The 24955-nt window shown below is 26.9% G+C and carries 23 protein-coding genes, 4 pseudogenes and 1 riboswitch; of the genes and pseudogenes, 20 read left to right on the top strand and 7 right to left on the bottom strand.

Features of this window, described 5'->3' with window-relative positions:
* The 3 genes and pseudogenes from KQ44_RS14605 to KQ44_RS15470 all read left to right on the top strand — a co-directional run.
* Window positions 1–210, top strand: a pseudogene (locus KQ44_RS14605) (hypothetical protein); the annotation flags it as partial.
* A 75-nt stretch (window positions 211–285) separates the two neighbouring features.
* Window positions 286–519 carry an Imm17 family immunity protein gene (locus KQ44_RS11110; RefSeq protein ID WP_096737452.1) on the top strand — a complete coding sequence of 78 codons (234 nt, stop codon included), beginning with the start codon at window positions 286–288 and terminating at the stop codon, window positions 517–519.
* A gap of 19 nt (window positions 520–538) precedes the next feature.
* A pseudogene (locus KQ44_RS15470) lies at window positions 539–1232 on the top strand (uracil-DNA glycosylase family protein).
* Window positions 1233–1624: 392 nt separating this feature from the next.
* Here KQ44_RS15470 and KQ44_RS11100 read toward each other — a convergent pair.
* From KQ44_RS11100 to KQ44_RS11090, 3 genes are all read right to left on the bottom strand, one after another.
* Entirely contained in the window at window positions 1625–3277 is a 1653-nt protein-coding gene (locus KQ44_RS11100; RefSeq protein ID WP_096737451.1) for a Na+/H+ antiporter NhaC family protein, read from the bottom strand.
* Between the two features lie 298 nt (window positions 3278–3575).
* A complete protein-coding gene (locus KQ44_RS11095; RefSeq protein ID WP_096737450.1) occupies window positions 3576–4403 on the bottom strand; it encodes a hypothetical protein in 828 nt (275 codons plus the stop codon).
* A 95-nt stretch (window positions 4404–4498) separates the two neighbouring features.
* Entirely contained in the window at window positions 4499–4822 is a 324-nt protein-coding gene (locus KQ44_RS11090) for a hypothetical protein (protein ID WP_240516612.1), read from the bottom strand.
* A 211-nt stretch (window positions 4823–5033) separates the two neighbouring features.
* Between KQ44_RS11090 and KQ44_RS11085 the strand changes: the two genes are divergently transcribed.
* The 12 genes and pseudogenes from KQ44_RS11085 to KQ44_RS15155 all read left to right on the top strand — a co-directional run bounded on the left by KQ44_RS11085 (window position 5034) and on the right by KQ44_RS15155 (window position 17908).
* Entirely contained in the window at window positions 5034–5486 is a 453-nt protein-coding gene (locus KQ44_RS11085) for a DIP1984 family protein (RefSeq protein WP_096737448.1), read from the top strand.
* Between the two features lie 456 nt (window positions 5487–5942).
* A riboswitch (FMN riboswitch) is annotated at window positions 5943–6082 on the top strand.
* A gap of 149 nt (window positions 6083–6231) precedes the next feature.
* A pseudogene (gene ribD, locus KQ44_RS11080) lies at window positions 6232–7340 on the top strand (bifunctional diaminohydroxyphosphoribosylaminopyrimidine deaminase/5-amino-6-(5-phosphoribosylamino)uracil reductase RibD).
* Between the two features lie 149 nt (window positions 7341–7489).
* Window positions 7490–8143 carry a riboflavin synthase gene (locus KQ44_RS11075; RefSeq protein WP_096737447.1) on the top strand — a complete coding sequence of 218 codons (654 nt, stop codon included), beginning with the start codon at window positions 7490–7492 and terminating at the stop codon, window positions 8141–8143.
* Between the two features lie 72 nt (window positions 8144–8215).
* Window positions 8216–9415 carry a bifunctional 3,4-dihydroxy-2-butanone-4-phosphate synthase/GTP cyclohydrolase II gene (locus KQ44_RS11070; protein ID WP_096737446.1) on the top strand — a complete coding sequence of 400 codons (1200 nt, stop codon included), beginning with the start codon at window positions 8216–8218 and terminating at the stop codon, window positions 9413–9415.
* Between the two features lie 445 nt (window positions 9416–9860).
* Window positions 9861–10730 carry a hypothetical protein gene (locus KQ44_RS11065; RefSeq protein ID WP_096737445.1) on the top strand — a complete coding sequence of 290 codons (870 nt, stop codon included), beginning with the start codon at window positions 9861–9863 and terminating at the stop codon, window positions 10728–10730.
* 415 nt (window positions 10731–11145) lie between these two features.
* Window positions 11146–11982 carry a hypothetical protein gene (locus KQ44_RS11060; RefSeq protein WP_096737444.1) on the top strand — a complete coding sequence of 279 codons (837 nt, stop codon included), beginning with the start codon at window positions 11146–11148 and terminating at the stop codon, window positions 11980–11982.
* Between the two features lie 201 nt (window positions 11983–12183).
* On the top strand, window positions 12184–13050 hold the full coding sequence (locus tag KQ44_RS11055; protein WP_096737443.1) for an Rpn family recombination-promoting nuclease/putative transposase: 867 nt from the start codon (window positions 12184–12186) through the stop codon (window positions 13048–13050).
* Window positions 13051–13399: 349 nt separating this feature from the next.
* On the top strand, window positions 13400–13870 hold the full coding sequence (ribE, locus tag KQ44_RS11050; RefSeq protein ID WP_008727357.1) for a 6,7-dimethyl-8-ribityllumazine synthase: 471 nt from the start codon (window positions 13400–13402) through the stop codon (window positions 13868–13870).
* Between the two features lie 189 nt (window positions 13871–14059).
* Complete coding sequence (locus tag KQ44_RS11045) at window positions 14060–14554, top strand: ferritin family protein (protein WP_096737442.1); 495 nt, start codon at window positions 14060–14062, stop codon at window positions 14552–14554.
* Window positions 14555–14802: 248 nt separating this feature from the next.
* A complete protein-coding gene (locus KQ44_RS11040; RefSeq protein WP_240516611.1) occupies window positions 14803–17547 on the top strand; it encodes a PD-(D/E)XK nuclease family protein in 2745 nt (914 codons plus the stop codon).
* Between the two features lie 47 nt (window positions 17548–17594).
* Window positions 17595–17762: a hypothetical protein gene (locus tag KQ44_RS15160; protein WP_240516610.1), complete on the top strand. Its 168-nt coding sequence runs from the start codon at window positions 17595–17597 to the stop codon at window positions 17760–17762.
* Window positions 17738–17908, top strand: a complete 171-nt coding sequence (locus tag KQ44_RS15155) for a hypothetical protein (protein ID WP_240516609.1) — start codon at window positions 17738–17740, stop codon at window positions 17906–17908. Before KQ44_RS15160 ends, KQ44_RS15155 begins: the two co-directional genes overlap by 25 nt.
* A 253-nt stretch (window positions 17909–18161) precedes the next feature.
* On the opposite strand, the pseudogene KQ44_RS15615 reads toward KQ44_RS15155, so the two are convergent.
* Window positions 18162–18589: pseudogene (locus KQ44_RS15615) on the bottom strand (EamA family transporter).
* Between the two features lie 144 nt (window positions 18590–18733).
* On the opposite strand from KQ44_RS15615, the gene KQ44_RS11030 reads away from it, so the two are divergent.
* The gene (locus tag KQ44_RS11030) at window positions 18734–19276 is read left to right on the top strand and encodes a hypothetical protein (protein ID WP_096737441.1); all 543 of its coding nucleotides are present in this window, start codon (window positions 18734–18736) and stop codon (window positions 19274–19276) included.
* On the top strand, window positions 19273–19695 hold the full coding sequence (locus KQ44_RS11025) for a hypothetical protein (RefSeq protein ID WP_096737440.1): 423 nt from the start codon (window positions 19273–19275) through the stop codon (window positions 19693–19695). The genes KQ44_RS11030 and KQ44_RS11025 overlap by 4 nt, the downstream gene beginning before the upstream one ends.
* Here KQ44_RS11025 and KQ44_RS11020 read toward each other — a convergent pair.
* From KQ44_RS11020 to KQ44_RS15455, 3 genes are all read right to left on the bottom strand, one after another.
* Entirely contained in the window at window positions 19692–20573 is an 882-nt protein-coding gene (locus KQ44_RS11020) for a VIT1/CCC1 transporter family protein (RefSeq protein ID WP_096737439.1), read from the bottom strand. The two genes, KQ44_RS11025 and KQ44_RS11020, sit on opposite strands and share 4 nt — an antisense overlap.
* Window positions 20574–20642: 69 nt before the next feature.
* Window positions 20643–21020: an HAD-IA family hydrolase gene (locus tag KQ44_RS15460; protein ID WP_276307043.1), complete on the bottom strand. Its 378-nt coding sequence runs from the start codon at window positions 21018–21020 to the stop codon at window positions 20643–20645.
* Window positions 21007–21330 (bottom strand): HAD family phosphatase, encoded by a 324-nt coding sequence (locus tag KQ44_RS15455; RefSeq protein ID WP_276307042.1) that lies wholly within the window; start codon window positions 21328–21330, stop codon window positions 21007–21009. Before KQ44_RS15455 ends, KQ44_RS15460 begins: the two co-directional genes overlap by 14 nt.
* Before the next feature lie 637 nt (window positions 21331–21967).
* Here KQ44_RS15455 and der point away from each other — a divergent pair.
* From der to KQ44_RS11000, 3 genes are all read left to right on the top strand, one after another.
* The gene (der, locus tag KQ44_RS11010; protein WP_096737438.1) at window positions 21968–23431 is read left to right on the top strand and encodes a ribosome biogenesis GTPase Der; all 1464 of its coding nucleotides are present in this window, start codon (window positions 21968–21970) and stop codon (window positions 23429–23431) included.
* 4 nt (window positions 23432–23435) lie between these two features.
* The gene (plsY, locus tag KQ44_RS11005) at window positions 23436–24083 is read left to right on the top strand and encodes a glycerol-3-phosphate 1-O-acyltransferase PlsY (protein ID WP_096737820.1); all 648 of its coding nucleotides are present in this window, start codon (window positions 23436–23438) and stop codon (window positions 24081–24083) included.
* A 130-nt stretch (window positions 24084–24213) separates the two neighbouring features.
* Window positions 24214–24642 carry a DUF3592 domain-containing protein gene (locus KQ44_RS11000; protein ID WP_096737437.1) on the top strand — a complete coding sequence of 143 codons (429 nt, stop codon included), beginning with the start codon at window positions 24214–24216 and terminating at the stop codon, window positions 24640–24642.
* Window positions 24643–24955 lie beyond the last annotated feature (313 nt).

Raw genomic sequence — 24955 nt, 5'->3', positions numbered from 1 at the left:
ATTATTGATATTGCAGTTGCTGTTATTTATTTCTTTAATATTTTATTTAATGTTTTTATTTTGACATTAGAATTAATAAGCTCTCCTGCAAAATCAGAAGTTTTAATCATGCTTTTTACTCTTTTTCCTACGGGATTAATTTTTATAGTAAACATTTCTTCTCTTATAATGCAGGAAAAACTTAATAATATTTGGAATAAAGTTCAGTAATTTTTTATAATATTATTTATTATTGCCTGTCTTATTATAATTTAATATTATCAATAATTATTGGTTTTATTAATTATGAGATATGAAGAGATTATAAAAAAGTTTCCATATTTGTTTGCAATATTAGCGGGCATTTTATTTATTTTAGCTGCTGTTTTTAAATGGTATTTTCTTCTAAACTATAACAGTTCAAATTTTATGATGAATATATATAAGATGTTTGGAGAGATTGGGGTTAGAGTAGTTACATTTATTTTGGGTATTATAATAATAATATGCTCTATAATAATTTGGATAATAAGAAAATAATTTTTGATGATTTTTAATAATGGATATAGAAAAACATTTATTTGATGATATTAACTTCTTTCCTGATAGAATGAGAGTTTTGATACTAGGTACTTTTCCAGTTCCTAATTATTCAAATATAGAAAAGTTTGAAAAATTAAGCAGCAAAGAAAAAGAAAATGCTTGGTATTATGCAAGTAAGAGAAGTGAGTTCTGGAAGATAATATCATACAGTTTTGACATTGATTATAATAATTTAATTTCATCAAAACAAAATAAAAAAAACTTTTTGAAGAAAATAGGGTAGGTATAGCTGATGTTTTCTTAAAATGCAAAAGAAAAAATAAAGAGAGTGCCAGAGATACTGACTTAATAATACTTGAATACAATAATATATTAAGCGAAATAATAACAAATAAAGATTTGAAGATTATAATATTTACAAGCAGATTTACAGAGAATCATTTTTTTAAGATACTTAAGAGTAATAAAATAGATTATAATACAGAAGAGAGTAGGGGAGTTTATGATTATTATAATAATGGGGCAAATGATAAAGGTATTACTATTAATATTATAAATTCATTAAAAGAGCGTTATTTATATATTAATAATTCCAATAATTCAAAAAAATAAAACTTGCAACTATTACGTTAAAAATAAGTCCTATAAAGGGTGTAAGTTTATATTCAACAAAGAAAGAACTTTACAAATATTATTTAACTGTCAATTAGATTTTATTTTTACTCCCACCCTTTAAATTTTTGAATAATATTTGTTATTTATAGCTTATTTTTCTGTTTTTACTTTGATTGTTATTATGACTGCCCACCCAAGTGCGTTTTAAATTTATAACATTATTCAACGCACGTTTAATCGATTCTTAGATATAAACCTATTATTAATTTTAATTTGTATTATATATAAATGTTTCATGCTGCGTGCGTTTAGGAGAATCTTAAATTTAAATAACGCTTGGGCGGGTGTACTTAAAAAATATAGACTTATAGATTTTATCAGAACCTATTAAAAAAATAAAACTTTTAAATCTAAAAGGGTGGGGATTAGAAAAAATATTTTATTCTAATCCCTACAATATAATAGCATAAATATTAAAAAGCTATAATTATTTAGAATCTTCTGATATATTTTTTTTATATAGAAGAGATACTCTGTCATAGAATTTAGGTGCAAGCAAAGCAAGTATACACATCACTATAAAACCTATTAATAAAGCAGCTATAGGACTTAAAGTAATACCTCCTACTACAACACCTACAAATGATGAAATAGCAACTAATCCAGCATAAGGAATCTGAGTTGCCACATGCTCAAGTAAAGGACAATTACTTCCAGTAGAAGAAAGTATAGTAGTGTCAGATATAGGCGAACAGTGATCACCAAAAACAGCTCCAGAAACAACAGAGCCTACACTTATAAGAAGAATATTAAGAAGAGCATCTCCAGTATATCCATTTCCAGCAGCAAGTCCATTAGCTATAGGTATAACTATAGGTATTAGTATAGCAAAAGTACCCCAGCTTGTACCAGTAGAGAAAGCTATAACGCAGCCAAGCAAATATCCTATAGCAGGAAGTATCCAAAGAGGGAAACCGCCTCCTTTTACAGCCTCAGAAAGAAAAGCAGCAAGACCAAGTCCTCCGTCTTCAGGGCTTGATTTTATAACACTTCCTATAGACCAAGCTAATGCAAGTACTACTAAAGCTGGAACCATTGATTTTATACCTTCTATTATAGAGTTACCAGCTGAACGTATATTTAATAATCTTCTAGCCATATAATATATGTACATTATTATAATAGAAATAACTGCCCCATAAAATAAAGCCTTAGAAGCATCAGTATCCAAAAAAGCCTGATTTAAAGATATGCTAGACATAGCAGCAGAAAAAGTATCTATCCCTTCTTTTCCTATTAATCCCATATATGTTGTAACTGGAAACATCACTATACATACTATAATAAGAACAACTATCGCTATAACCATGTCATACCATTTAGCAGTATCATTTGAAGAGCTTTCCAAATTACCCGGGCAATCACCGTATAATTCCTCATCAAATAATTTTCCTTTTTGGGCATTATCTTCACTTCTTTTCATAGGTCCGAAATCTTTAAATACCAAAGCCATAAGAACTACAAATGCCAAAGCCAAAAGCGGATAAACAGAATAAGGTATCATTTTTATAAAGAAAACAAATTCGCTGATATTTAAAGATTCAAAACCTTCGGAATCTCTAATATAGCTCATAACAGTAACAACCCAAGTAGATATAGGAGCAAGTATACAAACAGGAGCAGCAGTTGAATCTAGTATATATGCTAGTTTAGCCCTTGAAATTTTATTCTGGTCGAAAGCAGGACGCATAACAGTACCTACAGATAAACTGTTGAAATAGTCATCTATAAATATAATAAGTCCAAAAAACCAAGTGAATATAAGTATGCTCTTTTTTGTTTTTAAATATTTACTAGCCCAAAGACCAAATGCCTTAGTAGCACCAGTCTTTGAAAGCATGCTCACAAAAGCACCAAGCAAAGCACAAAATAAAAGTATGCGTATATTCCAAGCATCACCGCTCATTTCAGCAACCTTATCTGTAAATATTGTAATAGCTGTAAATATATTTCCATGTGCTATTATCAATGTTCCAGAAAGTATACCAAGCGTAAGAGAGATGATAACTTCTTTTGTGACCAAAGCAAGTATAATGGCCAAAAGAGGCGGTATAATACCTAACATACCATAATGTTCCATAAAGTTTACTCCTAATTAATATATACATTTTTTATAATTATAAAAATATTTTAATGATAAATGTTAATGACAATAAAAAATATAAAAAAAGCCCCCTTATTTTGGGAGGCTGAATTTTAAAAATTATTATATATTGCAAAATATCAATAATTTAACACTCCCAAAGAGAGAAGGCTTTTTTTAACTTTTTGTGCAAAAAAGAATTATTCATTATAATATTCCAAAATTATTTCTTACTTTTAATAGTAAAGATAATTTTATATTAAAAATACTGATTTGTCAATAGCATACATTTTAATCAATTAAACTCATAATGAAGTGTGTATCTTTCCATAATTGATTTGTTTCCAAAGCAGACTAATGCTATATAATACTTACTTCCAGCTTCAAAACTTGTATTTAATCTGTTAATTGATTTCTTTATATAATTATAATTTTCATCAAATAAAAGCATCTCTATATCCTTTGAATATTCAAGAACTATATTAATAGAAGTATTTATATCTGTATCATTTTCTATTTTATAAATATCTATATCTGTTATATCAGAGTTTTTTATATAAGGTTTTATATTTTCATCTATATCAAAATCATTATACAAAAAATATCCGTAAACTAATTCATTGGGATAATTAATTATATTTGCTGAATTAATATTATTATTAGGCTCTATCTCATTAGAAGGAAAATAATCATTTTTAAACTCAAATCTCAAATCATATTTACCCTCTTTATCAGAACTTAATTTAAGAAAATAACTATCATCATAAAACATAAAATCTTTTAATTCAATAAAGCCTTTATAATTTTCAATATCTTTTGTATTAATATTAATTACATTGCTGTTTGAAGATGATATCAAAGTTAAATTTATATCCAATTTGTTTGCATAAATAGATAAATCCATAACCGATGCATTGGTGGGTTTTATCTGGTAATAATCTATATCTTCATCACTTTTAAAACTAGCATTTATAGAAGTACTTGTGTCTATAAACTGTGAATATTCTAAACTATCATTAGGCTCTATTTCATCTCTATTTACAGAGATCATATTATTTTCTCTATTATTATTTTTGCATGAAAGTATTATAAGTAATAATATTATTATCAATTTATATTTCATCTGCTTCTCTTTTATTAATTATATAATTAAAAATATACATTCCTTTATAAAAGAATGCAAACTAATAAATTAATATTATATCACATATTAAAAAATTATAAATTTGTACTATCAGAAATAAGTTTATAAATCCAAGTATCCTCAGAATTATTTAAAGGCAGAGTATATTTCTTTCCGTCATAATCTGTAAATATTATTCTTTTTTTATTATAATCAATCATCATTTTACTATTATCAATATTTAAATACTGAAAACTGTTTGTATCTTTAATATCCTTTATATATTTAGCTTCTTCTATGTATTTTATATTTTGGCTGCCGTTTTTATTATCTATTTGTCCAGATATATATGTTATATTATTAAATGATGTTTTATCTTCTCTTTTAAGCAGTATAAAAGTTAATGTTTCATTTGTCAATCTGTTTCCTTTAGCATCTTCATCGAATATTAAAATGCCTATATTATCATTTACATATATATTGCAGCTTATTAAAATAATAATAATAAAATAGACTCAAATAAAATTTTTCTATAATAAATCACCTTAAAATTATTATTGACTAGAATAACTTTTCTATTATACTTTATTCATATTATAACAATTAAAAATAAAAAAAATAGGAGATATTATGAAATTAGGAGAAGCTTTATTAAAAAAAGATGAATATATTAAAAGACAGGAAAATATTAAAAAGAGAATAAAAAGTAATGTTGTACTAAGAGATGATAATGAAAACAATGAAAATCCTAATGATTTAATAAAAGAATATATTGATGTAAATAATGAGCTTTCAGATTTAATTGTAAAAATAAGTAATAAAGAACATGAAACAAAACTTGATATAGGAATATCTATTGCTGATGCCATAAACATAAGAGATAAATTAGATAGAGAATTAGATATTTATAAAACTGTTTTAAAAGAGCTTAACAGCAAAGATTATAGAAATGCTAAAAATGAAATAAAGATGAAAGTTTTAGTTAATGTAAAAGAGATTCAGGCAGAAGCTGATAAACTTTCAAAGGCATACAGTGATATAGATGTTATTATTCAGTCTGCTAATTGGAATACTGATTTATGATTTATATTTTCACTTTATTTTACGCACGCAGAACGGATTAAAAAACATAAATTGATTAACAATTCTAATTTTTATTACTTATAAGGATAAAGTTAAACGTGCGTTAAATAATATTACAAATTTAAAAATCACTTGGGTGGGCAGCCAGAGTAACAGTAAAAGCTAAAAAATAAAAATTATTTATAAATAACAGATAATATTAAAAATTTAAAGGGTGGGTATGAAAATAAATTTTAAAACTTTACTCTAATTCCCGCCCTTTTAGATTTAAAAGCTTTATTTTTTTATATCGGATTTAATTAAATATACAAGTCTATACATCAAAAAGTACGCCCACCCTAGCGTTATTTAAATTTTACACTTTTATCTACGCATGTACTTAATTAGTTTAAATATTTTAATCAAATCTACGTTATACTTGACAATGAATTTTTTTTGTATTATAATATTAGTATAATAAATCTTCGGGGCTAGGTGAAATTCCATACCGGCGGTAAAGTCCGCGAGCTTTTTTGAAAACTATTCTTTTTTCAGAAACAGCCGATTTGGTGAAACTCCAAAACCGACAGTTAAAGTCTGGATGGTAGAAGATGTTAATGTAAACTTACTACATATTAAAAATTAAGGCTCTATTTGTTATGTTTTAACATTTAGAGTTTTTTTGTTTCTGCTTTAATAAAACACTTCCAAAATTAAACCCAAAGATTTAAAAAATAAAAAATTGTTTTTTAAGAGTATTAGTATTATGCAAGAAAAGATGCATGAAAAATATATAAGAATGGCTATTGAAGAAGCAAAAAAAGGAGAAGGCTTTACTAGTCCTAATCCTTTGGTTGGTGCTGTAATAGTGAAAGATGATAAAATTATAGGTATAGGTTATCATCAAAAATACGGTGAAAATCATGCTGAAATTAATGCCTTTCTTGATGCCCAAAAAAAAGGAGAAGATGTTGAAGGAGCTTCCATATATGTAACTTTAGAGCCTTGTTCTCATTATGGTAAGACTCCTCCTTGTGCTGATGCTATTATAAAAAATAAAATAAAAAAAGTTATTATAGGGTGTGTTGATTCTAACCCTAAAGTTGCAGGTAACGGCATAAAAAAATTAAAAGATGCTGGAATTGAAGTTATAGTTAATGTTCTTGAAGAAGAGTGCAGAAAATTAAATGAAGTGTTCTTTTATTATATAGCAAATAAAAGACCTTTTGTTGTGATGAAATATGCTATGACTATTGACGGTAAAATTGCATCGTCAAGCGGAAAGTCAAAATGGATAACTTCAGAAAAATCAAGAGAACATTCTCATAGATTTAGAAATAAGTACTCTGCCATAATGGTTGGAATAAATACTGTAATAGAAGATAATCCTACTCTTAATTGCAGACTTCCAAATACCAGAAACCCTATAAGGATAATTTTAGATAGTTCTCTAAAAATAGATTTGAACTCTAATATTTGTAAAACTGCAAAAGAAATAAAAACTTTTATAGCTACTGTTAGTAATGATGAAAAAAAATAAAAGAGATTGAAAGTTTAGGAATTGAAATAATAAAAACAGAAAGTGATAATGGAAGAGTAAACTTAAAAGAATTAATGAAAATATTAGGTGAAGATAAAAATATTGATAGTGTGTATGTAGAGGGAGGTGCTTCTTTGCATGCTAGTTTGATAGAAGAAAGATTGGTAAATAAGGTTTTAGTTTATATAGCACCAAAAATATTTGGAGGCATTAAAGCAAAAAGCCCTATAGGTGGCGAAGGTATAGATGATCCTAATAATGCTTTTAGACTTATATGCGGAGATATAACAAAAATAGATGATGATTTATTTTTGGAATACTATTTAAATTATTAATTTATAGATAAAATATATTAGCTTTACATATAATTAATTTTACACTTGCACTTTTTGGTACTTTTGGTGAAGCCCGCCACTCTGTGTGCCGTAGGCAAGCGAAGGCGGGAAAAAGTACAGAAATTATTTTAAGAGAGAAAATATCAATAATGTTTACTGGTATAGTTGAAGAAATAGGAATTGTTAAATCGGTACAGAGCAAAGTTATTACTATAGAAGCAAATAAAATATTTGATGATTTGCATTTGGGTGATAGCGTTGCTGTTAATGGTACTTGTTTAACTGTTTCTAGTTTTGATAATAAGATATTCAATGCTGATGTTACTCAGGAGACTTTGAACCGCACTAATTTGGGAAGTTTAAAAAATGGAAGCAGAGTTAATCTTGAAAGAGCAATGACTTTAAGCGGAAGATTTGGTGGTCATATAGTAAGCGGGCATATTGACGGAGTAGGAAGCATTAAATCTATGAAAAAAGATGATAATGCTATTATACTTACTATTGAAGTACCTAGACAATTAATGAAATATATAGTAGAGAAAGGCTCTGTTGCTGTTGATGGTATAAGTTTAACAGTGGCAAGTTTAACTGATAATACTTTTTCTATAGCTGTTATTCCTCATACATTAAAGGAAACTGTACTTTATTATAAAAAAGAGGGTGATAAGGTTAATATAGAAAATGATGTTATAGGCAAGTATGTTGAAAGGCTTTTAACATTTAAAGAAGATGATAAAGAAAATAGTAATGACAGTAAAAAATCCAATATCACAATGGAGTTTTTGCTTAAGAACGGATTTTAATACTTTTAGTGTTTTTGCTTAAAATATTTAGGAAAAGCACAAAATTAAAAATGAATGAAAAGGAGCATTCAAATGGAAAATATTTACAGCACTATTGATGAGGCTTTAGAAGATTTAAGAAACGGAAAAATAATAGTTGTTTCCGATGACGAAGATAGAGAAAATGAGGGTGATTTAATCTGTGCAGCTGAGTTTGCTACTACAGAAAATATAAACTTCATGGCTACTTATGCTAAAGGCTTGATATGCATGCCTATGAGCAAAGAGCTTACAAACAAACTTAATTTAAATCAAATGGTTACAAAAAATACTGATAATCATGAAACAGCTTTTACAGTATCTATAGACCATGTTGAAACTACAACAGGTATTTCAGCAGTGGAAAGATCAATCACAGCTTTAAAAGTAGTTGATGATTCTTCAAGACCAGAAGATTTCAGACGCCCTGGTCATATGTTTCCATTACTTGCAAAAGACGGAGGCGTACTTGTAAGAATGGGGCATACTGAAGCTACTGTTGATTTGATGAGACTAGCAGGATTAAAAGAATGCGGTTTATGCTGCGAGATTATGAGAGATGACGGCGATATGATGAGAAGAGATGATTTGATTGATTTCGCTAAAAAACATAATCTTAAAATGATAACTGTTTCTGATTTGATAGACTACAGAAAAAAGAATGAGGACTTGATGGAGCTTTATGCTAAGGCTAAAATGCCTACTAAATACGGGGAGTTTGAAATACTTACTTTTGTAAATAAAATAACAAAAGAACATCATGTAGTTTTAACTATGGGAGATATTTCAAGCGGAGAAGATGTGCTTTGCAGGGTGCATTCTGAATGTTTGACAGGCGATGCATTAGGTTCAAAAAGATGCGACTGCGGAGAGCAGTATGATTATGCTATGAGAAAAATTGCTTCTGAAGGCAGAGGTATAATGGTATATATGCGTCAGGAAGGCAGAGGAATAGGACTTGTTAATAAATTAAGAGCTTATGAGCTTCAGGACAGCGGACTTGATACAGTGGATGCTAATATAGCTTTGGGTTTTAGAGATGATATGCGTGAATATTATGAGGCTTATCAAATGCTTAAAAATTTGGGAATTAAGAGCATAAAAATAATGACTAATAACCCAGATAAGATAAAGTATTTGAATAATTACGGACTTGAAATAAAAGACAGAGTGCCTATACAAATAGAGGCTTCAGAGTATGATGCATTTTATTTAAAGACTAAAAAAGAAAGAATGGGACATATATTAGATTAAAAAATATATACAAGCATAGTAATTAATAATAAAAAATTACGAGCCTTTGAAGACTATATAAACTAAATAAAAAACTTGTGGGTGTAGTAACGAACAAGTTTTTTATATAATGAAAAAGTGAGCCGAAGCAGCCAGTAACTTTAGTTGCTGGCTTATATTAGCGACCAAGTAGTCACTTCGGTGGGCGACCAACACTCTGCGTACCGGACGAAGTCCACCTATGGTGTAGGCAAGGCACCTTTCGGGTGGCATAGCAACAGAATAAAAAATTACTAGCTTTAGACTAACAAGTTTTTACATTTAATAAATAGGTTTTTAATATGCACTTTTTGCAACTTTTTGCGGCGGGAAAAAGTTGTAAAGAATATAAAATTTATTGATTCTTATAATTTTAATCAGTAGTAAGAATCGAATAATTGTTATTTATAAACAAGGAGCTATTGTAATGAAAAAAATTATTTTATTTCTTTTAAGCATTAATTTATTATGGGCATTTCCACCTACTGAAGCGTATTTTTCTGAACTTTTAAGTGATAATGGTAAAGTAACAAAAAATACACTTAAAGCCTATAATGTAGAAAGTGGTGGTATGGTTTATTTTGATGGAGAGATTACATTAACAGGAGTTCTTGAAAGAGCTGATAATGAAGATATGGGAGATAATTATACTGCTTTAAGATTTTATCCTGATAATAATGTAAATCTTCCTTTTTTATATGCTTCATCTGAAATGTATTTGGAAAATCAAGGTGCTTCCAAATATGGTGATTCTTGGGATTTTAGCGGCGTTGAATTTGACAGATTGGAATTCGGTGTTTTATTAAAAAATATTGAAGTAAAATTACCAGAACCTTTAAATAAAAGATTTTTAGGCGTTGCTGCGGTAAGAGCTGAAGTTACAATTAGAAATTATCGTTTTTATGGAGAAGGTGAAGCATCTAGAGAGGCTTACGGTGATATTGTAGGTTTTAAGGCTTTAGGTGATGTAGAAACAGAGTATTTTAGTAAAGATAATTATAATGACGGAAATGTTTATTACAACGAACTTCAATATAATTCTAAAGATGATTATGTGAATATAAGAGATAAAGCAAATGGAAAAATAATAGGTAAGATTTTGAAAAATGATATGATTAATAATGGGGGAGTTTTATTATCTATCAATGGAGCAGGTATTGATTATATGAATTATGAAAATTTTGAAAAAAATTGGTATGAGGTATTTTATCTTCCTCCAGTGGTTGGAAACGGAAAAAATGCAATTCATGGCTTTGTGCATGGTTCTCAGGTAAAACTTGAAAACGGAGGCTATTAAAAGAGAATAGAAATAATAAAAAATTACAAGATTTTGAAAACTATATATACTAAAAATTTTTAAGTTTGTCAATTTTTTATTGTTCTTTTTCCCGCCGCAAAAAGAACCAAAAAGTGCAAGTGTAAAATTAGTACTAAATCATACTAACTTTATTTTACATGTAATATAAATTATTAAAATTAAGCTCAAATATAGCCTTTTTGCTTCTTTGTGGCACGCCACGGGCGGACAGCGTCCAAAAGAAGTGGGGGTTCGGGGGCTAGTCCCCGAAAATAATGACAATATAAAAAATAAAATTTACAAAATATATTTGTTTAGGTATAAACTAAATAAAAAACTTGTGAGTGCCTGCCATTTTTCAAAATGGCAGGGCTTATTAACGAACAAGTTTTTTATATATAATGGGAGTTATTCAATGAAGAAAATTATTTTATTTCTTTTAAGCATTAATTTATTATGGGCATTTCCGCCTAGTGAAGCGTATTTTTCTGAACTTTTAAGCGATAATGGTAAAGTAACAAAAAATACACTTAAAGTAAAAAAAATTGATGGTGGCAATTATTCTGCTTATTTTGATGGTGAAATTACATTAACAGGAGTGTTGGAAAGAACTGATAATTCTGATGTTGATATTATTTATAGTGCTTTAAGATTTTATCCTGATAATAATATTGATTTGCCTTTTTTATTTAGTATATATTCAGATAATATGGAGGATTATAAAGAATTTGAAAGATTGGAATTCGGTGTTTTATTAGAAAATATTGAAGTAAAATTACCAGAACCTTTAAATAAAAGATTTTTAGGTGCTGCTGCTGTAAGGGCAGAGGTAACAATAAGAAACTATTCTATTTTTTGTGAAGGTGAAGCAGGAAGAGAGGCTTATGGCGATCTTGTAAATATTAAATTACTTGATGATGTACAAATAGAATATTTTTCTAAAGATAATTCTGCAGGCAGTTATTATCATGCTGGAAATTCTTATTATACTAAACTTGAATATAATTCTAAAGATGATTATGTGAATATAAGAGATAAAGCAAATGGAAAAATAATAGGAAAGATTTTGAAAAACGATATGATTAATAATGGAGGTCTTTTATTAGCTATTGATAATTATTATTATTATGAAATAGATGATAAAGGTTGGTGTGAAGTATATTATATGCCTCCAAATGCTAAAGATGGAAAAGATGCAATTCATGGTTTTGTGCATAATTCGCAGATAAAACTTGAAAATGTAGGCTATTAAAAGAGCATAACAATAACAAGTGAGCCGACCAACACTCTTTGTGCCGTAGGCAAGGTACCTTTGGTAAGCCAGCTAGTGAGTTTACTTGCTAGCTTATTTAAGGCAGCACCTTGCTTCGCAATGCGGACTTCGTCGCGAGCATAGCAATAATAATATAATAATTTTGACAATTTATATTAATTTTATTATAATGTTTGTATGATGGATAATAACTACAGAAGCATAAAATATTTTAATACATTGAACGATTATTTTGTGAGATATCTTTTCTCTGATAAAGGAAGCGAGGCAATATTGCTTGATTTTATTAATTCAACAATGCTTGATGCTGGTATGAAGACTTTTAGGTCAGTAGAGATATTAACTCCTTTTAATTATAAGGAAAATTACGAGAATAAAGAGACCATAACAGATGTTAAATGTATAACTCAAAATGGTTCAGTTGTTATTATAGAGATTCAGCTTCAAGGCAATTCAAGATTTCCAGAACGCATACTTTATTATTGGGCTTCTAATTACAGCAAACTTTTAAAGCAAGGTGAAAAATACGATGCATTAACTCCAGTAATAAGTATTAATCTTCTTAATTTTAATTTAGATGACAGTAACAATATACATTCGTGCTATATGATTTATGATACAATTAATCAAAGACTTTTAACAGATCATTTACAAATACATATAATTGAACTTAAAAAATTTCATAATAATTTATTAAACCCAGATTTAAATTGCTGGCTAAAATTCTTTACAATGAAAGAAAATGAGGAGGTTATAATGTCAGAATTAGTAAAAGAAAAACCTGTAATGGAAGAAGTGCAAAGAAGATATAATAATTTTATTAAAGACAGACTAATGATGAATGAATATGATAAGAGACAGGCTTATTTATATGGTAATCAAATAATGCTTGAAGAAGAGCGAAGATTAGGAATTGAAGAGGGTATGGAGAAGGGAAAAAGAGAACAGCAGATATATATAGCTAGAAACTTAAAAAAAGCTGGTATAGATATAAAAATAATTAGTGAAAATATAGGTTTAAGTATAGAGGAAGTGGAAAACTTATGAGTTTATTAAAGAACAAGTTTTCTCATATAATAAATTAAAAAAGCTAGACTACTGCCAAGCATAATAATAACAAACGAGTTGACGAAGTCTATCTCATAAAATATGCAGTAAGGTACCTTTGCATAATAGTCTGTGCTTTAGTTGCTAGCTTATAATAGCGTAGGACTTATAAATATTTTGAAACGACAAGAAGACAGTGTAAGAAAATTATTAAGTTTTATGAAAAAAAGTCAAATATAAAAACTGCAGTCCTTTTGGTTCTTTGGGTCACCAAAAGAACTGGGGTTTGGGGTGAAACCCCAATAAAAATATTAGGACCTAATAATAACAATAATAAAGGATAGTTAAGATGAAAACTTTTGAAGGAAAACTCGTTAGTGAAAAACCAATTAAAATTGGTATAGTATGTGCCAGATTCAATGAATTTATTGTTTCTAAACTTTTGGGCGGTGCTTTAGATGCTTTATCTCGTCATAATATCAAAGACGATGATATTTCTGTAGCTTGGGTGCCTGGTGCTTTTGAGATACCTCTAATAGCTTCTAAAATGGCTAAATCCAAAAAATATGATGCTGTTATATGTCTTGGTGCTGTTATAAGAGGCTCTACTACTCATTATGATTATGTTTGTGCTGAAGTATCTAAAGGTATTGCTAATGTTTCGCTTAATTCCGATGTACCTGTAATGTTCGGTGTTTTAACTACTGAAAACATTGAGCAGGCTATTGAAAGAGCTGGAACTAAAGCTGGAAACAAAGGTTTTGATTCTGCTATGGGTGCTATTGAGATGGTAAACCTAATTAGAGAAATAGAAAAATAATATAATCTTAGTAATAATACTATACCATAAAAACAAGGGCTTAAATTGTTTTATAGCCCTTGTTTTTTTATTGTCCTTATTTATATTATTTTGTTATATTTAATATAAATTCAAATTATAGGTATATATTTTTTATTGTAATTAGTATATAATATTTATTAGCAAAAATTATCGATAACGGAGACTCATATGAAATTAAAAGGATCTAAAACAGAAGTTAATTTGAGAAATGCATTTATAGGAGAGGCTATGGCTAGATGCAGATATATGTTTTATGCTGAAAAGGCAAGAGAAGAAGGAAGAGAAGATGTAGCTTTAATGTATGAAAGAGCTGCTAGGAATGAACAGGAACATGCAAAGATATGGTTTGAAAACTTTCATGGTATATTTTCTACTGAAGATAATTTAAAAGAATCTATTACAAATGAAAATTATGAATCTATAGACATGTATTTATCGTATGCTAAAACAGCTCAGGAAGAGGGCTTTGATGATTTGGCTATGGCCTTTATGAATGTAGCAAGAATAGAAGACGGACATAAAAAACAGTTTCAAAGTTTCTTAGAAGATAAAACATTTGATATAGAAAATTGGCAGTGTGATATATGCGGATATATTGATTTGGCAAATGAAAACCCAGATATATGCCCTGTATGTAAGAACCGTAAAGCTAAAAAACAATAATTCATTTTATATAAAATATTTTAAGCCTAATATATGAAGTGCATACTGAAAATTATTAAGTATACCTAAACACATTTTTTAGTTATTTGTTTGATTAGAATAATTTTGAAATGCTTTTGTATTGTGTATGTTATTATGCGTTTTAAGGAAGCAGCGTTATGTATAATGTGTTGTGTTAAAAAATAGAAATAAAAAATTAACAAATTTAAAAATTTTCAGTATAATAAAATAAAAAAGTGATTTTTATTATGCCAGAACTAATTTTATTTCCAAATTATAAAGCAAAAAATAATTATCTTAAAGATAAATTCAAAAATTATACAATGGATATCAGTAATTATCAGATACTGCATAAATATTATAAAGACAATAAAGAAAATTTTTTTATAAATTACAGAATAGATAATCAAAAACAATATATAGATGAATCAATAGCAATAATTAATATTCATAACATATTAAATGAATACAAATATAATAATAAAAATTCTGTAATAGCGAAACAGAATATTACCTATGAACTTGCATACACATTCTATAAACTTATAGAAGAAATCACTTTGGCTAAATTTTATGGTTTTGATTTGAATAATTATAAAGAGCTTAAAGAGATAAATACAATTATAAGGTATTATAAAGAATATAACAAACAAAATGACCTCTTAGATGAGTTTGATATATTTGAGCTTTTTATAGAGGCTATAAAAAACAGAGAGCTTGATTATTTGAATGAGTATAACAGTATAATCATTTATGGTTTTGAAAAGATACCGCCATTGCATTTAATATTTTTAGAAAGCCTTAAAAAATATTATAATATAAATATTAAAGTAGAACTGCCTTATGACATGAAGAAATATTTTTATGATTATAGATCATTTTATCAGGGTATTGATAATTTTGATATTAGTGCCAATTCAGATTTTTCAAAATCTCTTATAGATAAAACTAATTTAAGTAAATATAAAGAAAAAATAAAATTCATATCTGGTTTCGGAGTAAAGCAGGAAGTTGATACGGTAGTAGATGAGATTATAAAATTAATAAAAAATGGTACTCCATTATATGATATAGGAATAATATTTTCGGATATTCAAAAATACAGTGATGTAGTTTCAAGAAGATTAAAAGAATGTTCTATTAAGTTTAATGAAAGAAGGGCTAATTTTGTGTGGAAAGTACCTATAATACCAGTGCTTACTTCTATATTTTCTATACTTGATAAATATAATGGAGAGCTTAATATAGATGCTTTAATAAAGGTTCTCTCTTCTTCATATATAAAAAATCTTGAGGGATTAAATCCTTATAATATAAGAGATTTGATTTACTCTTATGATAGGTATGATAAATATAATTCGGTAGAAATATATTCAAAAATGTCTTTTAATGACTTTAAGGATAAAATAGCAAGAAAGTTCAATAATAATAACACTTCAAAAACTATAATAGAGTTTATTGATTTGCTTAATATATTGGTATCAAAGAAAACTTATAAAGAGATAGGACTTGCTTACATAAATATTTTAAAATTTCTAAAAATTGGTTCTGTATCTTATGATGATGAATATGAAAGAGAATATTATAATAGAGATAATAAGGCATTGGCCCTATTTATTGATTTGGTGCTTACTATATCATATACTGAAGAGATAGAAACAATAGAAAAAGAGAGCATAAGTCATTTCGATTTTCAAACTGCTTTGAATGTATTATTAAGAGATAAATCTCTTATGGACAATGATGATAAAGAAATTTCTCTTACAGTTAGTAATTTATATGATGCTAGAGGACTTAGATTTAAACATTTATTTATATTGGGTATGAATAATGACTTTATAAACAGAAGACCTAATGTATTTTTTATAGGCGAGAAATTAAGAGAGAGTATTAATAAAGATTTAAAAAAACATGCATTTAATACTCATCATTATTTATCGGATATTTCTTATGCTTTATTTTTGAATATATTATCATACTGTTATGAAGAAAGTCAGGTTTATTTTTCTTTCAGATTAAAAGATGATAACGGTAATTTAGAAGTTCCTTTTTATTATTTGGAAGATTTATATAATGAAATTTATCATAATGATTTTAAGTTTGATAATTTAAAAGAAAACGGACTTATATACAGAAAAGAATATATACAAAAAGAAAATAATATTCATACTAATAAAGAAAATTTAATGAGTTTATTTTTTAATCATGAGGCAGCATATTATATAGATGATGTAAAAAATATCATGAATAAAGTATATCATAAGAGAAATAAAAACGGATATAATAATTTTGATGATAAAAGCGAAGAGATAAAAACATTTTTCTATAATATTTTTAAAAGTCCAGTTTCAGTTACAACTCTTCAGTCTATAATGGAATGCTCTGCTAAGTTTTTTTATTCAAGTTTATATCAGAAAGATTCTGTTGAGGCAAAAGTTCAGGGTATTAATCGTGCTGATAAAGGTATTACTTATCATAAATTTTTTCAGAAGTTTTATAAAGATGTACAAGATAAATCACCTATTTTTGACTGCTCGCTTAAAGAAGAAGAGTTTAATACCTACTGCAGTATAGCTGATGAAGTAGTGGAAGCTCATATTAATGATATGATAGAAACATATTCAAAAAAAGATTTGGAAGAGAGATATTTTATTGAGTATCAGTTAGATCAAAATATTATAAAAAAAGAAGCATTAAATGTTATGCATGCCTTCATAAAAAAAGAGATAATAACAAATAAAGTTAAAGATATGAACGAGGGTTATCATTATATACCTTTTGATTTTGAAAGACGTATAGGCTTCGATGAAAGAGAATATATAATATATAAAAAAGGAGATTTCACATTAAAGATAAGAGGTGTAATAGACAGAATAGATTTCAGCTATAAAGATGATAAATATAAAAATATAAATGGTGTTAGAATAGTGGATTATAAAGGAAGTCCTAGAACAGAAAAAAAGATAAAGATAAAAAAGAAAAAACAAATATAGAAATTATAAAAGAGACAATACTTACATATCTTCAGCCTATACTTTATTTGAAATTAATTTTAAGCGAATACATAAAAAATAATGTAGCGGAAAAAATAGAACACTCTGAAGTAGTATTTACTATATACAGAGAAAAGGATGTTATAGATGGGAATACTGAAATAAATGAAGTGTATAATGACAGAGATTTTTGCTTTCAGTATGCGGATATATAGAAAGCGAATATAATTTGAATAATTATTTTGATGAAATATTTGAAGATATTTTAAATGGAAAACTTAAATATAATCCAAGTATGAATAATTGCGATAGCTGCTATAATGCTCCTTATTGCAAACATTTATATCAAAAAGAAGAATAAAATAAATATAAAAAATGATAATTAAAGTATTGACAAATTAATACTGTAGTAAAATAATTTTATTTTATCAATTTATATATTTTTGTAAATATATTATTAAATTCTTTTGCCGCATATGCTGCACAAAAGGAGATTGGTTGATACGACTGCCCTATATATTAAAAAAATATAATTTTATTTTTGACAAATTGTATCTGTTTAGTTACATATCAAAATCATATCATCTATAAAATAAATGTATAGTTAATATTTTTTATAAAGTTATTATCAAAGTACCTGCAAGTATAAAAAAAGCACCTATTATAATCTTTAATGTTAAAGCCTCTTTTAAAAATATTGAAGATAGTATAATTGTAAATACTATAGAGAGTTTATCTATTACAGCTACTTTATTTACATTGCCAATCTGCAAAGCCTTAAAATAAAATATCCAAGAAAGCCCAGTTGCTATACCTGAAAGTATTATAAATATTAATGTTTTACTGTTTATATTTTTTATAGTTTCAATTACAGAGCTGTTTTTATTTGTATAAAAAAACTATAATCCAAGACATTATTAATATTATAATAGTTCTTATTGCAGTTGCCAAATTAGAGTTAATATTAAAAAGCCCTATTTTTTATTAATATGGCTGTTAGTGCTGCAAATATTGAAGAAAGCAATGCAAATAAAATATACATAAATAAAAAATCCTTAAATAAAATTTATTAATTATTTTATATTAAAAAATATCAATATACTATAATTTTTTATGATTTTTCTTGATTTTTTACCTAAAATATTATAGCCTATTAGTATGAAAGAAAACTTTGGGGGCTATTTCTATGAACAAAAAACTTCCTTTAATTATTTTAACTACTACTATAATTACAGCCTCAGCAGCAGTAATGATATTTAAAAGAAAAAATAATAAAGGATTATTTCATATAAAAAGCTATGACGGAAAATTTGATATAGCTTTTTCTAATGAATGGAGATTAAGTAAAGTAAAAAATGAGCTTAATGAAAACTCCAATTTAGAAGCAATAAATACTAAAAATGGAATATGCTTTATAATGTTTTCTAAAAACAAAGAAGAGTTAAATAATATTACTTTAGAAGAGTATAATGAAAATATTTTAAATAGTGTAAAAGGCGAAAATATTATATCAAATAAAAGTGTAAAAGCAAATGATAAAGAATTATATATTACAGAGTTTGACTCATATTATGAAAATGTTTTGGTGCATTATCTGCTTTATACTTTAGAGACAGAAAATTACTATCATCAGGTAATGGTTGCTTTAATTAATAATAATATAAAAAATAATCACAGCAAGAAAATTAAAGATATTAATAATATATTATCTACAATAAGAGAGATATGAAAAAATTTATACTAGTATTTTTTTTGATAATCAATACAGTTCTTTTATCAGAACAAAAGATATTCGTGTCAACAAAGTTAAAAGGAAGTGATTTAAGAAAAGAGATACTTAAATGGGTACAACAAGAGGCACAAAACAATAAATTCAGCAGTTACGATAATGGGCTTGTATATTTGTTTTTTGTATCAAACAATATAATAGATAATAACTCCTTATGTTTTGATATAAGTTTTCATTTGGAATATGACAAATTTATAGTAAACTTTTCAAATACGAAATTATTAGACAATACCACAGGCAATACCAAAGATTTAAAATTCAGCATTTGGTCTACTCTTACAAACAGCGGCTGGTTTAAAGAATATAATGATACTATTAGTATGATAATAGATGAATTAGAAAATATAGTAAATAATTAAATATCAATTCCCAAAAACTGCTTAACTAAAAGTCCTACCAAAAAACTTATGCCAGCAACAGTTAAACTAATTCCAGCCATCTCTAAAAATCTTTTCTTAAAAGGCAGACTTTTAGCAACTGATATATAGTACGTAAAGAAAAATATTATAAACACCACTATACAAAGCATAGTAATTAATGCGTACAAATAATGATTATTAGGGTATATAAGATAAGGCAATATAAGAAGAGTAACAGTTATCAAATACATTATTCCAGTGTATGATGAAGACTTAAAAGCATTTTTATCTCCGTCGGCTTTGGCAGATAAATACTCTGATGACGCCATAGAAAGTGTAGCTGATATTCCAGTAATAATTCCAGATAAAGCTACAAGTCTGTTATTTTGCAATGCAAAACTAAGACCTGCTAATGTGCCGCTTATCTCTACTAATGCATCGCTTAATCCCAAAACCATAGAGCCTACATATTTAAGTCTTTCTTCATCTAAAATGTCAATCAGGTTTTTTTCATGCTCATCTTCTTCAAAGGCTATTTTTTTGGCATCAGGAACTTCTTCTACTATTTTTGAATATATATACTCAGCATCTTTTTCTCCGCCTTCCATAATCTTTATAACGAAAGTATATCCGAATATAAAACTTAATACAAAGAATTTTAATACTTTAAACTTATTAGGCTTTAATTTTTTATTTGTGTATTTCTCTAATATCTTTGCATGTGCATATTCTTCTTTTGCTATTCTAATAAGCACTTTTTTATCGTCTTCTTTTTTTACAAACTTTGCTAAATTTAAATATACTGCATGCTCTGTAACTTCATTTTGCTGCATTTCAAGTAAGAGTTTTAATGTTTCTTTTGAAATATTTTTTTCCATAGGTAATATTCCTAATGCATAATAATGATAAATATTACTATAAAAATCAATTAATTTCCAGCATAATAATTACTTATTTTTATTAAAAAAATTATTTTTTATATAATCTCTTACTTCTATTAAATCATTAAATTTTTTATATGATAATTCCTTTTCATCTTCTTCTGATAATAAAAGCAAATCTGGTATATATAATCTTTTTTCTATATCAGCATTTTTAGCAGATAATAAACCATTTTTAGAATCTTCTAAGATTATCACATTATTTTTATCAAAATTAAAATAGCTGCATACATTATTATACAAGTCTGGATAAGGCTTTGGGTGAGAAGCTTCATCTCCGCATAATATATAATCAAATTCTTTTTTTAAATTAGTTTTGTCTAAATATAAATCAACTTTCTTTCTTATACTTGAACTTGCTATAGCTTTTTTATTTTTTATCATTTAAAAAATTAATAAGTTCAACAGCACCTTTTTTTATACTTATACCATCTTCCATTACTATATTAAAAGCCTCTTCTATTTGATTATCTATAATATCATAAAATGTTTCTTCATCGATTTTTGATAATTCCATCATTGTATTTTTTATAGAAGTTTCATTTGAGCCTAATATCTTTGTAAAAAAAAGTTTTTCTGTGTCAATATTAATATTATAATTTTTAAAAGATTTTTTCCAAGCAGCCAAACTTATAGTTTCAGTATCAAGTAAAAGCCCGTCCATATCGAATATTACTAAATCTAATTTATTCATACTTTATTATATACCCCTAATTTTTTAATTTATTGATTAATCATATATATTGCAAATTTTTAAGTTTGTCAACTGATGCACTTTATATAGAAATTATCAACTTTTTGTCTACAAAAAGTTGTAAAAATGCAATTTCTAAAACTCTATATTTTAAATATATATATATATATATTAAACGTATGGTAATATGTAAAATTTGGGCAGTACCTTGCCTACGGTACGCAGAGTGCGGCAAAGCCCAAGATATTAAAAACAAAATGTGATTTTATTTTTGACAAACTATATTTGTTTAGGTATATACTAAAAATTTTAAGTTTGTAAAAAATTATGTATTATGATATTAATTTAGTTATATAATATTTTACACTTAAAATTTTAATTAAAAAATATTGATAAAGGAATATTTTATGAAAAAATTATATTAATTATTTTATTATTTATAATATATACTTTAGCATTTGCTAAAATAGAAGTTATAATAGAAGATGAATTTAATAAAAACTTCGTTAAAGTTGTAAAAATACTGATGTAATAATGTATCTTATTCATTTAAATATAATAATAAAAATATAATAGCAATATATTCAAAACTATGATATTATTTTATTTACATTTGATTATATAAAGGTTTTTATAAATGAAAAATATCGCTATACTTGGAAGACCTAATGTTGGTAAGTCCACACTGTTTAACAGATTTGCTGGAAGAAGAAAATCTATAGTTGATCCTACTGCTGGAGTTACCAGAGATATAAGTATGTCTTTAGCATATATTGATGATATAGCTTTTAATGTATTTGATACTGGAGGACTTCTCGATATAAGCGATGATACTTTAAATGAGAAGGTAAGAGAAAAGGCATTAAAGACCGCTGCAGAGGATGCGGATATATTACTCTTTTTGGTAGATGCTCATCAAAGTCACCCTGATGATAGACACTTTATTAATATCATAAGAAAATCTGGAAAGCCTATAATACTTGTAATTAATAAAGTAGATGCCGATTCTCATAACAATTTGATTAATGAATTTTATTCTTTAGGTATAAATGATGTTGTTCCTATAAGTGCCGAGCATAATAATGGCATTGATGATTTGAGAGAGAAAATACTTGAAGTACTTGAGAGAATAGGTGTTGATTTGGAGGCTGAAAGAGAAGAGCAGATAAATCAGATAAAAGAGAGTAATAAAAGTTTATACAATTCAGAAAATATAGATATTGAATATGATGAATTATTAGATGAAGATAGTGGCGATTATGAAGAAACCATAATAGAAGAAATAAAAGAAGATGAAAATAAAATTATAAATATAGCGATAGTAGGTAAGCCTAATGCTGGTAAGTCTACTTTATTAAATACATTGATAGGTAAAGATAGAAGTATAGTTTCAGACATTGCAGGTACAACTCGTGATGCTATAGATGAAACTTTTAATTTTAAAGGTGATAATATTTGTCTTGTTGACACTGCTGGTATAAGAAAAAAGAAAAATGTTAATACAGATGTTGAATATTACAGCGTAAATAGAGCAATAAAAGCAATAGAATCTTCAGATGTATGCATACTAATGCTTGATGTATTTGAAGGTTTAACCGACCAAGATAAAACAATCGCAAATTTGATAATAGATAGAAAGAAGGGCATTGTTATAGCTGCAAACAAATGGGATATAAGAGAGAAAGGCACTACTTGGAATGATTATGAGGCATATATGAAAAGTGCTTTTCCTATACTTAATTATGCTTTTTATGCTAGGGTTTGTGCTGCTAGAAAAAATGATGCTGAAAAACTTTTATCGCTTGCTGTGCGTGTGGCAAAAACTAGAATGCAGAGATTTGAAACTCATGCTCTTACAGAGACTATGGTTAGAGCTACTAGAGAGTATACTATATCTGCAGGAGGAAATCCTTTTAAGATTTTTTATGTTACTCAGACTGGAGTAAATCCGCCAGCATTCGCTGTATTTTGCAATCATCCGCATAAATTAAATTCGCATTATAAAAGATATTTAGAAAATAGATTTAGAGAAATGTTTGATTTCAGAGGAACTCCGATTATTCTTAATTTCAGAAAACGGGGTAAAAAGTATGGAGGTTAAAAATATGCTTTTAAAAATTATCATAAGTATAGCAGTATCCTATATAATAGGAGCTATTCCTTTTTCATTTATAATAGGAAAAATAAACGGACACGATGTAAGAAAAGAGGGAAGCTGTAACCCCGGTGCTAGTAATGTTCTTCGTGTATGCGGAAAGAAAGCAGGTATTGCTGCCTATATACTTGATATAGGAAAGGGTATGATTGCTGTATTAGTACCTTCTTTTATACTTGCTGATATGCTCTCTACTCATAGTTATATTTTAGTGGCATGTGCTGTGGCTTCTATACTTGGGCATGTATTTTCTATATTTTTGGGATTTAAAGGCGGTAAGGGTGTTGCTACAAGTGCAGGTTCTATGTTTATGCTTGCTCCTATAAGCCTTCTTATTACTATGGTATTTTTCTTTATAGGATTATTTTCTTCCAAAAAAACTGTTGCTATAGGTTCTACATGCGGGGCTATAGCTTTTCCTATAGTTTTGAGTATTTTATATTTTAAGGCTAATTTCTTATACAGAATATTTTTTAATATAAATTATATTGTTCTTCTTCCTATAGCGATACTTCTTGCTATATTCATAATAATAAAGCATATACCTAATTATAAAAGAATGCTTAAAGGCGAAGAGAATAGTTTTTCTAAAAAATAATTAATTATTTATATTTTTGTAAGTGTATTACAAGATTTTTTAATTTGTTAAATTATGAATTTAAAAATGTTATACTTGTTTCAAAACTACTTTACAAGATTATATATGAAATCTTTTTGGAGTTCTAATGATGAATAGAAAAAAAATTTCAATTATTTCAATTATAGAAAAAATATTAGTATGTTTGGCAGGAATAGCTTTAACTTTGGAGGGGGTAGTAGGATTCTTTTCTTTTATTAATACAAGAAATTATATTCATACTGTAGGAGTGGTTGAAAAGTTAGATAGAAAAAAAATAGTATATAATCCTAGAAAAATTAGATATAAAAAGGTAATGGTAATAAGTTATGAAGCTGATAATCATGGAACATTATATGCTACTTTAAGAAGTCATTATCCATTTAGAAAAGTAGGCGATGAATTGCCTTTATGGTATGATCCTGATGAACCAAAAAATATAAAACTTCCGCTTTCTGATAGTATTTCTTATATATTAAGCATTGTTATAGGATTGCCAATAATTTATTTTGGACTTTATATTGTAAATAAAAATAGATAGCTGTATTGCTGTTATTATCAATGCTTTTAATATTAGATACTTTAAAAGATTATAATATTGATATAAAAGACTAATGAAATAGTTTATAATCTACATACTCCATCTAAAAGATTGACAAAATTAATAATCAGTAATATAATGAAAAATAGATTCCAACAGCAATATATTTAAGCCACAATCTGGATTAAATGGAATCTAGTTTTTTATTTTTTAGACACGAACAGCAATTTATTTTCTGGTAGTAAGAAGGTTCAAATCCTTTAGCCATTTTTAATGGTGTATATCGTGTCTAGTTTTTTTATTCTATGCTTAT

Source organism: Brachyspira sp. G79, assembly GCF_002379365.1.
In the GTDB taxonomy this organism is placed as follows: Bacteria; Spirochaetota; Brachyspiria; order Brachyspirales; family Brachyspiraceae; genus Brachyspira.
This window is presented reverse-complemented; position numbering and strand designations above follow the sequence as displayed.

Coding starts and splice junctions, on each gene's coding strand:
- KQ44_RS11110 (WP_096737452.1), top strand. CDS start 286: ATGAGATATGAAGAGATTATAAAAAAGTTTCCATATTTGTTTGCAATA.
- KQ44_RS11055 (WP_096737443.1), top strand. CDS start 12,184: ATGGATAATAACTACAGAAGCATAAAATATTTTAATACATTGAACGAT.
- KQ44_RS11065 (WP_096737445.1), top strand. CDS start 9,861: ATGAAAAAAATTATTTTATTTCTTTTAAGCATTAATTTATTATGGGCA.
- KQ44_RS11085 (WP_096737448.1), top strand. CDS start 5,034: ATGAAATTAGGAGAAGCTTTATTAAAAAAAGATGAATATATTAAAAGA.
- KQ44_RS11100 (WP_096737451.1), bottom strand. CDS start 3,277: ATGGAACATTATGGTATGTTAGGTATTATACCGCCTCTTTTGGCCATT.
- ribE (WP_008727357.1), top strand. CDS start 13,400: ATGAAAACTTTTGAAGGAAAACTCGTTAGTGAAAAACCAATTAAAATT.
- KQ44_RS15455 (WP_276307042.1), bottom strand. CDS start 21,330: ATGAATAAATTAGATTTAGTAATATTCGATATGGACGGGCTTTTACTT.
- KQ44_RS11070 (WP_096737446.1), top strand. CDS start 8,216: ATGGAAAATATTTACAGCACTATTGATGAGGCTTTAGAAGATTTAAGA.
- KQ44_RS11095 (WP_096737450.1), bottom strand. CDS start 4,403: ATGAAATATAAATTGATAATAATATTATTACTTATAATACTTTCATGC.
- KQ44_RS11020 (WP_096737439.1), bottom strand. CDS start 20,573: ATGGAAAAAAATATTTCAAAAGAAACATTAAAACTCTTACTTGAAATG.
- KQ44_RS11025 (WP_096737440.1), top strand. CDS start 19,273: ATGAAAAAATTTATACTAGTATTTTTTTTGATAATCAATACAGTTCTT.
- KQ44_RS11045 (WP_096737442.1), top strand. CDS start 14,060: ATGAAATTAAAAGGATCTAAAACAGAAGTTAATTTGAGAAATGCATTT.
- plsY (WP_096737820.1), top strand. CDS start 23,436: ATGCTTTTAAAAATTATCATAAGTATAGCAGTATCCTATATAATAGGA.
- KQ44_RS11000 (WP_096737437.1), top strand. CDS start 24,214: ATGAATAGAAAAAAAATTTCAATTATTTCAATTATAGAAAAAATATTA.
- KQ44_RS11060 (WP_096737444.1), top strand. CDS start 11,146: ATGAAGAAAATTATTTTATTTCTTTTAAGCATTAATTTATTATGGGCA.
- KQ44_RS11040 (WP_240516611.1), top strand. CDS start 14,803: ATGCCAGAACTAATTTTATTTCCAAATTATAAAGCAAAAAATAATTAT.
- KQ44_RS11030 (WP_096737441.1), top strand. CDS start 18,734: ATGAACAAAAAACTTCCTTTAATTATTTTAACTACTACTATAATTACA.
- der (WP_096737438.1), top strand. CDS start 21,968: ATGAAAAATATCGCTATACTTGGAAGACCTAATGTTGGTAAGTCCACA.
- KQ44_RS11075 (WP_096737447.1), top strand. CDS start 7,490: ATGTTTACTGGTATAGTTGAAGAAATAGGAATTGTTAAATCGGTACAG.
- KQ44_RS15460 (WP_276307043.1), bottom strand. CDS start 21,020: ATGATAAAAAATAAAAAAGCTATAGCAAGTTCAAGTATAAGAAAGAAA.